11 protein-coding genes are annotated in these 12,877 nt (G+C 63.1%); 9 read left to right on the top strand and 2 right to left on the bottom strand.

Going from position 1 to position 12,877, the window contains the following annotated elements:
• Window positions 1-2 precede the first annotated feature (2 nt).
• The 3 genes from FJV80_RS17505 to FJV80_RS17495 are packed head-to-tail and all read left to right on the top strand — an operon-like array spanning window position 3 to window position 3,028.
• On the top strand, window positions 3-851 hold the full coding sequence (locus tag FJV80_RS17505) for a transketolase (protein WP_142877037.1): 849 nt from the start codon (window positions 3-5) through the stop codon (window positions 849-851).
• Window positions 848-1,837 (top strand): transketolase C-terminal domain-containing protein, encoded by a 990-nt coding sequence (locus FJV80_RS17500; RefSeq protein ID WP_142877036.1) that lies wholly within the window; start codon window positions 848-850, stop codon window positions 1,835-1,837. The genes FJV80_RS17505 and FJV80_RS17500 overlap by 4 nt, the downstream gene beginning before the upstream one ends.
• 9 nt (window positions 1,838-1,846) lie before the next feature.
• Window positions 1,847-3,028: a mandelate racemase/muconate lactonizing enzyme family protein gene (locus tag FJV80_RS17495; RefSeq protein ID WP_142877035.1), complete on the top strand. Its 1,182-nt coding sequence runs from the start codon at window positions 1,847-1,849 to the stop codon at window positions 3,026-3,028.
• A gap of 4 nt (window positions 3,029-3,032) precedes the next feature.
• On the opposite strand, the gene FJV80_RS17490 is transcribed toward FJV80_RS17495, so the two are convergent.
• Window positions 3,033-4,064 carry a LacI family DNA-binding transcriptional regulator gene (locus FJV80_RS17490; protein WP_179296094.1) on the bottom strand — a complete coding sequence of 344 codons (1,032 nt, stop codon included), beginning with the start codon at window positions 4,062-4,064 and terminating at the stop codon, window positions 3,033-3,035.
• A 245-nt stretch (window positions 4,065-4,309) separates the two neighbouring features.
• Here FJV80_RS17490 and FJV80_RS17485 point away from each other — a divergent pair, with 245 nt between their 5' ends.
• From FJV80_RS17485 to FJV80_RS17465, 5 genes are all read left to right on the top strand, one after another.
• On the top strand, window positions 4,310-5,320 hold the full coding sequence (locus FJV80_RS17485) for an ABC transporter permease (RefSeq protein WP_095773150.1): 1,011 nt from the start codon (window positions 4,310-4,312) through the stop codon (window positions 5,318-5,320).
• Between the two features lie 54 nt (window positions 5,321-5,374).
• Entirely contained in the window at window positions 5,375-6,349 is a 975-nt protein-coding gene (locus FJV80_RS17480; RefSeq protein WP_095792132.1) for a substrate-binding domain-containing protein, read from the top strand.
• Window positions 6,350-6,404: 55 nt separating this feature from the next.
• The gene (locus FJV80_RS17475; RefSeq protein WP_142877034.1) at window positions 6,405-7,967 is read left to right on the top strand and encodes a sugar ABC transporter ATP-binding protein; all 1,563 of its coding nucleotides are present in this window, start codon (window positions 6,405-6,407) and stop codon (window positions 7,965-7,967) included.
• Window positions 7,964-8,725, top strand: coding sequence for an SDR family NAD(P)-dependent oxidoreductase (locus tag FJV80_RS17470; protein WP_142877033.1), 762 nt, complete (start codon window positions 7,964-7,966; stop codon window positions 8,723-8,725). The genes FJV80_RS17475 and FJV80_RS17470 overlap by 4 nt, the downstream gene beginning before the upstream one ends.
• A gap of 127 nt (window positions 8,726-8,852) precedes the next feature.
• Window positions 8,853-9,842 (top strand): methyltransferase domain-containing protein, encoded by a 990-nt coding sequence (locus tag FJV80_RS17465; protein ID WP_245438144.1) that lies wholly within the window; start codon window positions 8,853-8,855, stop codon window positions 9,840-9,842.
• Here the strand turns inward: FJV80_RS17465 and FJV80_RS17460 are convergent.
• The gene (locus FJV80_RS17460) at window positions 9,828-11,486 is read right to left on the bottom strand and encodes a methyltransferase domain-containing protein (protein WP_245318134.1); all 1,659 of its coding nucleotides are present in this window, start codon (window positions 11,484-11,486) and stop codon (window positions 9,828-9,830) included. The genes FJV80_RS17465 and FJV80_RS17460 overlap by 15 nt on opposite strands.
• 97 nt (window positions 11,487-11,583) lie before the next feature.
• Between FJV80_RS17460 and FJV80_RS17455 the strand changes: the two genes are divergently transcribed.
• Window positions 11,584-12,861 carry a rhamnan synthesis F family protein gene (locus FJV80_RS17455; protein WP_142877032.1) on the top strand — a complete coding sequence of 426 codons (1,278 nt, stop codon included), beginning with the start codon at window positions 11,584-11,586 and terminating at the stop codon, window positions 12,859-12,861.
• The last annotated feature ends 16 nt before the right edge of the window (window positions 12,862-12,877 follow it).

Raw genomic sequence — 12,877 nt, 5'->3', positions numbered from 1 at the left:
AGATGCAGCGGAACTCCCCACCCGGCAGCGCCGATGTCGGCGCGCTCGAACGCAAGGCGATACAATTGCGCCGTCACATGCTGACCATGGCGCGCGGCCAGGGCCAGGGTTATATCGGCCAGGGCCTCGGCATCGCCGATGTGCTGGCCGCGCTCTACTTCCACGAACTGCGTTACGATCCACACAATCTGGCGTGGGCCGACCGCGACCGCTTCCTGCTCTCGACCGGGCATTATTCGATCGCACTGTGGGCAGCGCTGGCCGAGGCCGGCATCATCCCGGCCGAGGAACTTGCCACCTATGGCGCCGACAACAGCCGGCTGGAGATGTCGACGCTCGACACGACGCCAGGTGTCGAGGTCATCGGCGGCTCGCTCGGCCATGGCCTGGGGCAAGGCGTCGGCCAGGCGATGGGCCTGCGCATCGACAAATCCGAGGCGCGCGTCTTCGTCGAACTGTCCGATGGCGAAATGCAGGAAGGCTCGACCTGGGAAGCGGCGATGTCGGCCAGCCATTTCAAGCTCGATGGGCTGGTGGCACTGGTCGACTGCAACGGCATCCAGGCCGACGGGCCTGTCGTGCTCGACATGGAGCCGGTGGCCGACAAATGGCGCGCCTTCGGCTGGCAGACATCGGAGATCGACGGCAACGACATGAAGGCGGTGGTCGGCGCGCTGGCCGATGCGCGCGAGCGCAACGGCAAGCCGAAGGCGATCGTGCTGCGCACGCTGCCTGGCAAGGGCGTGCCGCGTATCGAAACCGCCGAGAAATCGCATTTCTTCCGCATCGACGTGGCGCAATGGGACGGCATCATCGCCGAGTTCGAAAAGACCGTGGGAGCAAGCCAATGAGCGGCACGGCGACGGAGGCCGGCCGCACGCTGGCCATGGGTCAGGACGAAGCGGTCCGCGGCGGCCGGCAAAGCGTGGAAGCGCCGTTTGGCAAGGCGCTGACGCGGCTCGGCCACAGCCGTCCCGACATTGTTGGGCTGACCGCCGACCTCGGCAAATACACCGACATCCTGCCGTTCCGTGACGCTTTCCCCGACCGCTTCATCAATGTCGGCATGGCCGAGCAGAACCTGGTCGCTGTCGCCGCCGGGCTGGCGCGTACCGGCAAGGTGCCGTTCGCCACCACCTATGGCGTGTTCGCGACAAGGCGGGCCTATGATTTCGTCGCCATCGCGCTCGCCCACTCCAACCTGAACGTCAAGATCGTCGCCGGCCTGCCGGGATTGACGACCGGCTATGGCGGCACGCACCAGGCGATCGAGGATCTGGCGCTGATGCGCATGATCCCCGGGCTGACCATCATCGACCCCTGCGACGCGACCGAGATCGAAGCGGCGACCAAGGCGATCGCAGAGCGTCACGGGCCGGTCTACATGCGGCTGCTGCGCGGTTCGGTGCCCGTGGTATTTGAAGCCGGCTATCGTTTCGAAATCGGCAAGGCGCGCAAGCTTCGTGGCGGTTCCGATGTCGGCATCATCTCGACCGGCTTCATGACCGAGCGGGCACTGGATGCGGCGGACGCGTTGCGAAAAAAAGGCATCTCCGCCGGCGTGCTGCACGTGCCGACCATCAAACCGTTCGACACCGAGGCGGTGGCCGCGTTCGCGGCTGGCGTCAGCCACATCGTCACCACGGAAAACCATGTTGTCGTCGGCGGCCTGGCCAGCCTCGTTGTCGAGACCTTGTTCGACGCCGGCATTGCGAAGAAAGTCAGCCGCATCGGCTTGCCCGACCGCTACATCGAATGCGGCGCGGTGCCGACCCTGCAAGCGAAATACGGCCTGACATCAGAAGCCGTCATCGCCGCGATCATAGCCCTGGCTTAGGACGACCGCATGAAAATCACCGAAATCGAGACCTTCGCCGTCGGTGCCGGCTGGAAGAACTGGCTGTTCGTCAAAGTCCATACCGACAACGGCATCCATGGGATTGGCGAAGGCACGCTGAACGGCTTCATCAAGACCACCGAAGCCGGCGTGCACGAGCTCAAGCATCTCGCCATCGGCCAAGACCCGCGCCGCATCAATGCGCTGGCCAAGCGCATGCTGGACAGCGTCTCGCTCGACGGCGGCCACATCCACCGCACGGTGATCGCGGCGGTCGAGATTGCCTGCTGGGACATTCTGGGCAAGAGCCTCGGCGTGCCGATCCACCAGTTGCTCGGCGGCCAGGTGCGCGACAGCGTGCTCGGCTACGCCAATGGCTGGTACCGCACCGAGCGCACGCCGGAGGCCTTCCTCGAGGCCGCCAAGGCGGTTCTGACCAAGGGTTTCAAGGCGTTCAAGCTCGACCCGTTCGGCACCGCGCAAGGTTTTATCTCGCGCGAGGAATTGCAGCTTTCCTACGCGATCTGCCGAAAATTACGTGATGAACTGCCTCGCGATACGCTGATCCTGATCGACGTGCATGCGCGCTTCACCGAGATCGCCGCCCTGCAGGCCGCGCAGAAATTCGCCGATCTCGACATCTTCTGGTGGGAGGAGCCGACCTCGCGCGACCGGCAAGAGACGGTGCACGAAGTGGCGCATCGCTCACCGATCCCGGTGGCGACCGGCGAAATGTACGACACGGTCGGGCAATTCTACACGCTGGCCGCAGGTGGGGGCGTCAACATCTTCCAGCCCGAACCGATGTCGCTCGGTGGCATTGCGCCGTCCATGCAGGTGGCCAACCTCGCGCTTGCGCATGGCAGCCACATCGCCCCGCACCAGAGCGGCGGACCGGTGGCGACGGCGGTGTGCCTGCAGCTGGCGGCCGCGGTGCCGAACTTCGTCATCCAGGAGCACTTCGACGCTTTCAACGACCCGTGGACGCGCGACCTCGTGACCTGGCACCCGACCGTCAACCCGGCCAATGGCCATCTGTCGCTGCCCGACGCGCCAGGGCTCGGCATTGATCTCAACATCGAGGCGATCAAGAACCACCCTTACGATCCCAACGCCTATCTCAACGTCCACGCGGAGGGCTGGGAAAAGCGCCTCGGGCGTCGGGAAGAGACGGGGTGGCGTGGCCTCTAGTCCGTCACGCGCTTTCGCGATCGACGATCTCGAAGCCGAGGCTGGTGATGGTCGGCACCTTGGTGTCGCCGCCGAGCCTTGCCAGCAATTGCCGCACCGCACGGCGGCCCATTTCGTAGCGGTTGACCTTCACCGTGGTCAGCGGCGGATAGAGCTGCGCGGCGAGATCCATGTCGCCATAGCCGGCGATGGCGATCCTGCCCGGCACGGCCCAGCGCCGGCGGTGGCATTCCTGCACGGCGCCGACCGCGAGCGTGTCGCTGGAAAAGAAGATGGCATCGATATCCCGGTGGCGGGTGGTCAGCGTCACCAGCGCCTCGGCACCGCCCTGCGCGGTGATTGGCACTTCGACCTCCATATCGGCATGGTTCTTGATGCCGAGCTCCGTCAGGGCGGCATGGTAACCGGTGCGGCGCTGCCGCAGGCGGTCATTGCCGTGGATCGGCGTCGAGACGAAGCCGATGCGCTTGTAGCCCTTGGCCGCCAGATGCATGGTCATGGCATAGGCGGTCTCGAAGTTGGAGACGCCGACCACCATGTCGATCGGCTTGCGGCCCTTGATTTCGGAAATTTCGACCACCGGGGCGCCGCTGCTCTTCAGCAAGGCACGCGCCGCTTCGCTTTGCACGAAGCTCTGCAGGATCATGCCGACCGGGCGCCAGCCGAGCAGGTTGCGGATCGACTTCTCCTCGGCCTCCTGCGTGAACTCGCCCTGCACCAGGAGCATCGAATAGCCGCTCTCATGGCATTCGTCGGACATGCCTTGCACCTGTTCGGCAATGCCCGAATTGATCAGCGGTGGCACCACCGTGCCGATCATGCGGCCGTTGCCGCGCATGCTGGACGCAAGCCGGTTGGGTACGAAGCCGGCCTGTTCGATCGCCTCCAGCACCTTGGCGCGCGTCTCCGGCGAGACCATGTCGGGATTGGACAGCGCGCGCGACACCGTCATCGGCGCCACGCCGACCCGCTTGGCGATCTCGCGGACGCCGAGGCGTTGCGGCTTCTTCTCGTCCGCCGGCGGCTTATCGACCATCACCATGCTCCAAGAAAGCGCTATCCGCCAAGGCAATGTCCTGCGGATCACGCCGAAACGTCCATTCATAGCGGTTGCCGCGAGTGCTTGCCAGCGATGGACCCAGCTATGCACCGCCAGAAAATTTCATCGTTGACAAGTTATAATATTATAATCTTAATGGTTGAGAGGAGCGCGCCAGGATCGGCGCGGGCGCATGGGGCCGGCCGCAAGAGCCGGCGACGGTCGCTGCCAGGGAGGTCGGGATGAACAGCGCGGCTGAGGTGAGCGCGTCGCCCAGGGACGCGCGTTCGTTCCGGCGGCGACTGATCGGCTTGATTGCCGTCGGCGAGGTCGGCGTGCTGGCGGCCATGGCTTTGCTGATCGCCTTCTTCTGGCTGCTCGAGCCGGCCTTCCTGTCGGAGCGCAACATCCGCGCCATTCTCAACGTCGTCTCCTTTGTCGGCATCATCGCCATCGGCCAGACCATTCTGCTGGTCGCCGGCGAGTTCGACCTGTCGGTCGGCTCGGTGGCTGGTCTCTCCGCCGTGGTCGCCGCCAAGCTGATGACCGCGGCCGCCCTGCCGGTGAGCGTCGGCATTCTCGGCGGCATAGGCGTCGGCGCGCTGATCGGCCTCCTCAACGGCCTGATCGTCGTCAGGCTGGGCATCCCTGCCTTCATCCAGACGCTCGGCATGCTGTTCATCGGCCAGGGCCTGATCCAGGTGGTGACGGGCGGCTATCCGGTCTATCCGCTGCCCGAGGCGATCAACACCATTGGCGGCACCGATCTCGCCTTCGGCCTCGGCTGGAGCTTTGCCTTCTTCATCGTCGTCGCCCTCCTTGCCGACTTCGTGCTGCGGCGCACCGTGCTCGGGCGCAACATGTATGCCACCGGCGGCAACAAGGAAGTGGCGCATCTCGTCGGTATCAACACCAGCGCCTACAAGATCGGCGCCTTCATCACCGTCGGCGCGCTGTCGGCGATCGCCGGCATGTTCGTAATGGCCGATCTCGGCAGCGGCGGCACTTCGATCGGCAGCGGCTGGGAACTGACCGTCATCGCCGGCGTCGTGGTCGGTGGCGTCAGCCTGTTCGGCGGCGCCGGCACGGTGGCCGGCGGCGTCGTCGGCATCCTGATGCTGAAGGTGGTGCAGAGCGGCCTCGTCGTCATTGGCGTCAACTCCAACTGGCAGCAGATCGCGGTCGGCGTGATCATGGTCATGGCTGTCGGCCTCGACATAGTGCGCCGCCGCTACTTCATCGCCGGCGCCTGAGAGGCCGCTTATATTGCGCCGGCAAAAATGCCGGCGAACCAAGGGAGGTAAGGCATGAAGACCCATTTGAAAAAGCGGCTGATCCGAACCGCATTGGTGGCGGCGGCACTCGCCACCTCGCTCGGCTCGGCGAGCCTGGCCCGGGCGGCGGACATTCACCTGCTCTGGGTGCAGGCGATGAAGGATCACCCGGTGCATCGGCTGATGCAGGCGGGCTTCCTCAACAAATGCAAGGAACTTGGCTACACCTGCGAGGTGGTCGGCGACCCGAGCGCCACCAACTGGGATATTCCGGCGACCTTGCCGCTTGCCGAGGCCGCCCTTGCCCGCACCAAATACGACGCGATCGGGGTCTACGGTCCCGATCCGGCCATCTATTCCTACATCTCCAAGCTGGCCAAGGAAGGCTTCCCGATCGTCACCTGGCACGTCCTGCCGCCCGAAGGGACCGTCAACGGCCTGAAAGCGGCAACGGGAGAGAACATCGCCGAAGCGGGAACCAATGCCGCGATCGCGATCGGCGACAAGCTCGGCGGCAAGGGCACCGTGGCGTTGACGCAGGGCGCTTCCAACGACACCGAAAACGCCATGTCGGATGCCTTCCGCAAGACCATCGCGGCGAAATATCCCGGCATCAAGGTGCTCGACACTCAGATGGAAGGCTTTGAACCGTCGGCGGCCGAGGCAAAAGCGGTGGCGATCCTGCAGGGCAATCCCGATGTGACCGCCGCCTTCGGCACCACCGGCAACAGCATCCAGACCTGGTCGGGCGCCGCCCGCAAGGCCGGACGCGACGTCGTCATCGTCGGCATGGACTATATCAGGCAGAATCTCGATCTGGTGAGATCCGGCGCCGCCTACGGCATCGTCGCGCAGCCGCTCTATGAAGAGAGCGCCAAGGTCGCCGAACTTCTCGGTGATCTCGCCCAGGGCAAGACCGTGCCCTACAGCAATCCGCTGCCGGCAAAGGTGATCACCGCAGCTGATCTCGATCCCTATTACAAGATGCTGGACAGCGCCGGCCAGTAACACCTGCCGCCGGGCCCGCGCCTTGCAGGCCCGGCGCTTTCCGAAGGGATGCGTCTTGTCCATCACCACCCCAGCGCCGCTGTTTTCGGCCACCGCCATTGCCAAGAATTTCGGCGGCGTGCAGGCGCTGCGCGGCGTCGATTTCGATGTCGTGGCCGGCGAGATCCACGCCTTGCTCGGCCAGAACGGCGCCGGCAAGTCGACGCTGGTCAAGATCCTCAACGGCGTGCATCCGGCCGGTTCCTACACCGGCACGATCCAGCTCGACGGCCGGCCCGTCAGCTTCGCTTCGCCGGCCGATGCACGATCGAACGGCGTCGGTTACGTGCCGCAGGAAATCGAGGTGCTCGAACAGCTGTCGGTCGCCGAGAATGTCTTTGCCGGCCGCACCGGGCTGGGCACAGGCATGCTGGTCCACCAGCGCAAGCTCGAGCAGCGGGCCGGCGAAATCTTTGCCGACCTCGGCATCGACATCAACCCCAGGGCCTATGTCGCGTCGCTGACCTCGGCGCAGCGTCATCTGGTGATGATTGCGCGTGCCATCGTGCTGAAGCCACGCGTGCTGATGCTGGACGAGCCGACGGCCTCGCTCTCCGGCACCGAGGTGGATGCGCTGTTCGCCGTGCTACGCCGCCTGAAGGCGCAAGGCGTGGCGATGATCTACATCACCCACCGCCTGCCCGAGGTGCTGGCCATCTGCGACCGCGCCACGGTGCTGCGCGACGGGCAGGTGGCGGTACGGATCGCGCGCGAGGACTTCGATGCCGAGACCTTCATCTTCTCGATGTCGGGTCAAAGGCTACAGCGGCTGTTTCCCGAACACGCGGCACCCGTCGGCCGGCCGACGGCGCTGGAGGTTCGCCATCTCACGGTCGCCGGCCACAGCGGCGCGGTCCATGGCGCCAGGGATATCAATCTCTGCGTGGCGGCGGGCGAAATCGTCGGACTTGCCGGGCTGCTGGGCTCCGGCCGCAGCGAGATCCTGCACGGCATCTATGGCCGCGTTCCGGCCGACGGCGAAGTCCGGGTCACCGGCCAGAGCGTGTCGATCAAATCGCCCAGGGATGCCCGCGCAGCCGGCATTGCGCTGCTGACCGAGGATCGCAAACGCGACGGCCTGCTGTTCAACCTGCCGGTCGGCGCCAACATAACCATCGGCAATCTCGCGCCTCTGTCGCGGCACGGCATGGTGCGCGGCGGACTGGAGCGAAGCTCCATCCTCACCGCCATGCGCGCGCTCAACGTCAAGGCCTCCTCGCCGCAGGCTTCGGTCACCCATCTGTCGGGCGGCAACCAGCAGAAGCTACTGTTCGCCCGTGTGCTGATGCGGGCACCGAAAGTGCTGCTGCTCGACGAGCCGACCAAGGGCGTCGACGCGGCGACCCGTCATGAAATCTACCGGCTTGTGGTTGAACTCGCCGAGAAAGGCGTAGGCTTGCTGATCGTGGCTTCCGAATTGGAAGAGCTGATCGGCCTTTGCGATCGCTGCGTCGTGGTCGCCGACGGGCGCATCGTCGACGAATTTGGCCGCGGCGACGGTGGCGAGGATCGGGTGCTGCGCTCGGTGACGGCGGCGCAAGCGGAACGCCACGCCATCGCTTCACAGGCCTCAGCATGATGTTCGCCGGCAAACGCGTTTTCGTCACGGGGGCTGCCACCGGCATTGGCCGGGCGACCGCGGAGTACCTCGCCGACGAAGGCGCCAGGGTTTTCGGCGCCGGACTGGACGGCGAAGAGGGCAAGGCCTTTGCCGGCCGCTATGACGAAAGCCAGTTGATCTTCCGCGAGAGCGATCTCACCCGTGAAGAAGAGGTTCAGTCGGCGGTGACGGCAGCCACCGAACGGCTTGGCGGGCTCGACGCCGTCGTCAACTGCGCCGGCATCTACCCAACCGGCAAGCGGCTTGAAGACGTTTCCGACGCGGAGTGGGAAGAGACCATCGCCGTCAACCTCACAGCCATTTTCCGCGTCTGCCGCGCGACCTTGCCGCTGCTGCGCGCGGCCGGCGGCGGCTCGATCGTCAACATCGCGTCCGTGCACGCCGATGCCACGGTTCCCGGCGTGCCCGCCTATGCCGCGACGAAGGCGGCGGTCGTCGGCCTGTCGCGGCAGATGGCGCTCGACTATGCCGTCGACCGCATCCGCGTCAACGCCGTGCTGGTCGGCTCGGTCGCCACCCGCATGACGCTGGACGGGCTGGAAGCGGCCGGCGGCGCCGACGCGCTGGGCCTGTCCTTCGAGCCCAACAGAATCGCCCGCATCGCCAACCCTTCGGAGATCGCCAGCGCAATCGGCTTCCTGATTTCCGACGCCGCATCCTTCGTCACCGGCAGCGCCATGCAAGTGGATGGCGGCCTGCTGGCGCGGCTTCTCTAGGGTTCAGGCGCAATCGGCTGGTTGACTGAAGATCCGATTATACTGCCTCTTCAGTTTGCCGCGCACAGGCGCTACCCTACCGGGCACAGAATTCCGCAGCCATGGCTAGCGGGGGGGGCAGGCCACCATGAACATGGACTCGACCATTGCTGGTCCGACATCACATTTGACCGCCCCCGCCATCGGTAGCGAGCTTGTTTGCATCGTCGATCGCAGTTCGTGTTTCCACGGCGCGATTCACGTTTCAGGATTCACTTTTTCCGCAAAATCCCCTGTCGTTGGGCTCGCCTTGCTTCTGCCGGATGGCCGCACAGTCGTCCTGTCGCAAACTGGCCTTCCCAGTGCGGATTTGAGTCGACTCTATGGGCGGCTTGCGGCGTCGTGCCGGTTTGATGAGCGGGTCTTTACAGGGCTGGACAACGCTCAGATGCTGGATGTGAAACTCGAAATAAGATTGGCGGACGGGTCGAAGGAAGTGCGCCCGCTCGCGGCGGCAGATCCAAACGATTCGGTACTGCCCCTGGTAAACAGATTCTTTGCCGAGTTGCGGTCACGTTCCGGCGGGCATTTGCTGGAGATCGGTTCGCGCAACCGGACTGGTGCAATGTGGCGCAACAGCCTGCCGCCGGACTGGGTCTACACCGGCTTCGATATTCTTGACGGCGAGAACGTCGACATCGTTGGAGACGCTCATGAGGCGAGCCGCTTTCTGCCTCGCAAGACCTATGACGCCGTCATGTCATTTGCGGTGTTCGAGCACCTCCTGATGCCCTGGAAGGCCGCGATCGAAATGAACCGGGTTCTCAAGACAGGCGCTCTGGGGATTATCCTGGCGCCACAGACATGGGCTCTGCACGAAGAGCCGTGCGACTATTTTCGGTTTTCGAGTCACTCCTGGAAGGCCTTGCTCAACAGATCGACCGGGTTTGAAATCATCGAAGCCATCGATGGTGTGCGGGCATACATCGTGGCGCGAGTGCACAACATATCGACGCATTTTGGCGAGATGCACACCGGAGCGTTGATGTCGGCCGTCCTGTTTCGCAAGACAGGTGAAACAAAATTGGATTGGCCGGTTTCGCTTTCCGACGTTGCCGAAGATCTATACCCTTTTTAGACCCTTTTTTGCGGTTGGCAGGGGCCGCGGTTTTTCATGCGTAGCCTTGGGGCTGCGCCTCGCCAGGATCGACAGAGACGGACCATGCTCGTTGTCCGGCGTCTCGTGTGCGATCGCCAGATCGTCGAACCCCAGTTTGGCCAGGCCCCACAGCAGATCGTCGCGATGTATCCAGCACGGTACGCGGTCCATGCCTCCGCAAAATGTCGATGCGCCAAGCGGTCCGTAGGGGCGCGGATAAAGCGTCACCGTTCGGCCGTGCCAGTCGCGTTGCTCTGGCGCTCCAAGCGCCGCGCGCCGCCGGTCGTCGGTCGGCATCGCATTGTCGTCGACGACGTGAGTCCATAAAAACAGGCGATCGGTTCGGTCCGCCAACAAGTCCAGCACGTGCAGCGGGTCCGTCATATGATAGAGAACACCGCTGGCAACGATCAGCGGCCAATGCTTTGTTTCGCTCTCCAGGAACGGAACAAAATTACCGAGCCGAAAGGTCGCGTCGCGCAAGCCAAGAATTTCCTTCGCGACCAGACAACGAAGAAAGGCATCGCGATTGGCCTCGATGGCCACGACCGACCCTGCACCTTGCGACAACAGAGTTGCGGTATGCGCCGCCTCCAGGGGACCCAGTTCGAGGACTTGCTTCCCGTTGAGCCAGCCATCCAGTTTCTCCGCGAGCCAAAGTATGCGTGGGTCCTCGTGCAAATGGGATGTGCCCGCCTGCAAGCCTTGCGCTGCCGGGAACGCGGTGACCCATTGGCCCTTGAATGCATCGATCGCATTTTGAGCTGACGGCGCTGATCCGATGTACACGGGAGGATCGACGACGGCCGCGGCGATGTGTTCAGGCCCGGCTTCGTTGATCGCGTCGAGCGCCAGGGCCAGTCTGTCGGGACCATGCGTCGCCGGCTTGGCGGACATTACCGCAAAGAACTCGCACCCTACAGTCGGGTAAAATTGCTCTTCACGAAGTCCCAGGACTCCTGCTGCGTGCAAATCCGCCATGGCCAGGCGGAAACTGGATGGCGTGAAGACCCAGGCGTGACAGTCGACATAGTCGTCTCCTTGCCTGGTTGCCATCGCGTAACCTGCTTGAGGCGTTCCGGCGAAAGCATACTCTCCCTTGAACCCTTCCAGCCAGACCTGCACGCCTCCGCGCGTTCCATGCGATGCGTGGTGATCGAACATGGCCGCCGTGCCATGCCTTTTTTGCCCTGCCATATAGGCGGCCAACAGATGGCCCGCGGTACAACTGGGGCGCAGATAATCGAAGGTGTATCGACGATCCGGAATCAAGAGATACACCCGCCCACCCGGTTTGAGTGCCCGTTCGCAGCGTTGGAGGAAATGAACAGGGTCCGTGAGATGCTCGAAGACGTGACTGGCCACTATGAAGTCGAAGCCCTCGCCAGTCAGGTCGAGTTGTCTGAATTCGCCGCCATCGTCGATGGCGTCCACCGTTTCAAGCCGTGAAACGTCGACGCCGATCGCAGCGTATTTCGAACGCAATCCGTCGGCATCGGCATGATCGACAACGAGCGTTTTGTAACCTTCGGCCTTGGGCAATATCGGCGAGTATGAAGCGCCAATCTCGATGCCGCGTCCATTCTTGCCGATTGCAGTCCGGATAGTCTTTCGGAAGTCCAAGTTCGCACCCCCAGCACCGAGCGTTGCACGTCATGAGTAAACCATTTCACAGCTTCGACTGAAGTGTTATCTGTCGGGGCCGGGAGGGGGCGCGGCCATGAAAAAGATCGGGCAAATTGCGAACTGGGCGGCCGCAGGAGCGTATGTTCTGGCCGCCAAGACAATTCAGTTCCCAGGCATTCTGGCCGAACGCGAGCCGCGATTTGCTTCCGATGAGACCGTGACGCCGGCAATTGGCAATTGTTATGCGATCGTCGTCAAATATCACCTCATCGGGATTACAAGCGACTTTCTCGACCTCCTGGCGACGCTTCGTCGCCAGCACGTCAACGCCATTGTTGTCTGCAATGGCGATCTTCGTCCGGATGAACTCGCGACCTTAAGGACATTTGCGCACCGCATCCTTGTCCGTAACAACATTGGGCGTGACTTCGGAGCCTACCGTGCCGCGACCTTGCATCTGGCGCTGGAGGAACTCCGACCCGAACGTATGATCTATCTGAACGACAGTGTCATTTACATTGCCGGACCTGGCTTGGACTCCATGATCAAAGCCCTGGTTCACAGCGACTATGACGCCGTTGGCACCTACGAGAACCATGAGTTTGCCCATCATATGGGCAGCTACGCATTTAGTGTAGCCGGCAAAGTATTCGCCGATGTGCAGATTCGGCGGTTTTGGCAAAGGTACAGGCCCTACGACATTCGCCCGCACGCGATACGGAAGGGAGAACTCGGCTTTTCGCAATGCCTAGAGCGTTGTGGCTACCGGGTTGATATTGTCTATTCCGCCGACAAGCTCGCGCTTCGGCTCGACAAGATGCCGATCTCCGAGCTGGTAGCAACACTTCGTTACGTCCCTTATGGCGCGCTTCGCGGTTACGATCTTGGCCCGCTTCTGAAAGGCGCTCAAAGAACCGGACAAATGCTGGCGGGCAATCCCAAATCAAAAAGGCGTAGACAAAAACGCGGAAAAGACTCTGCCATTCTCGACCAGCAATCGCGAACGCCCACAATATCCGAGTTTGGCAGGTTTTCGGCCGAAACAAAGGCCCGGCTTGAGGAAGCCGAGAAAAATGCATCCGTGGCCATTCAGATTAGACAAGAGACGCTGGTCAATCATATGATTGGGACCATCGTCAATGGCAGCCAGATACACTTCGGCTTCGGGCTCTTTCATCGGGTGATGGATAGTCCTTTGGTGAAGCGCGACCTACTTATTCGAGGGATTTTGCTTGAACATGACTGTGCTCGTATCCTCGAACATCTGACGCCGCCGCGGCGGGAGCCGATCATGCGCGAGTTGTTGAACCGTGGGCGGGCCGTCAATGTGCGTGGCATGCGCCGCTTCAAACTCAGGAATGGGCTTATTTAGACGATTCGTCTTCGTC

This window comes from Mesorhizobium sp. WSM4310 (assembly GCF_007003935.1).
GTDB lineage: Bacteria > Pseudomonadota > Alphaproteobacteria > Rhizobiales > Rhizobiaceae > Mesorhizobium.
Note: the sequence above shows the minus strand (reverse complement) of the source record. Positions and strands in the feature narration are given on the sequence as shown.

Excerpts from the sequence above, each read along its gene's own strand:
- FJV80_RS17470 (WP_142877033.1), top strand. The coding sequence starts at position 7,964 with ATGATGTTCGCCGGCAAACGCGTTTTCGTCACGGGGGCTGCCACCGGC.
- FJV80_RS17485 (WP_095773150.1), top strand. The coding sequence starts at position 4,310 with ATGAACAGCGCGGCTGAGGTGAGCGCGTCGCCCAGGGACGCGCGTTCG.
- FJV80_RS17455 (WP_142877032.1), top strand. The coding sequence starts at position 11,584 with ATGAAAAAGATCGGGCAAATTGCGAACTGGGCGGCCGCAGGAGCGTAT.
- FJV80_RS17465 (WP_245438144.1), top strand. The coding sequence starts at position 8,853 with ATGAACATGGACTCGACCATTGCTGGTCCGACATCACATTTGACCGCC.
- FJV80_RS17490 (WP_179296094.1), bottom strand. The coding sequence starts at position 4,064 with ATGGTCGATAAGCCGCCGGCGGACGAGAAGAAGCCGCAACGCCTCGGC.
- FJV80_RS17495 (WP_142877035.1), top strand. The coding sequence starts at position 1,847 with ATGAAAATCACCGAAATCGAGACCTTCGCCGTCGGTGCCGGCTGGAAG.
- FJV80_RS17500 (WP_142877036.1), top strand. The coding sequence starts at position 848 with ATGAGCGGCACGGCGACGGAGGCCGGCCGCACGCTGGCCATGGGTCAG.
- FJV80_RS17505 (WP_142877037.1), top strand. The coding sequence starts at position 3 with ATGCAGCGGAACTCCCCACCCGGCAGCGCCGATGTCGGCGCGCTCGAA.
- FJV80_RS17480 (WP_095792132.1), top strand. The coding sequence starts at position 5,375 with ATGAAGACCCATTTGAAAAAGCGGCTGATCCGAACCGCATTGGTGGCG.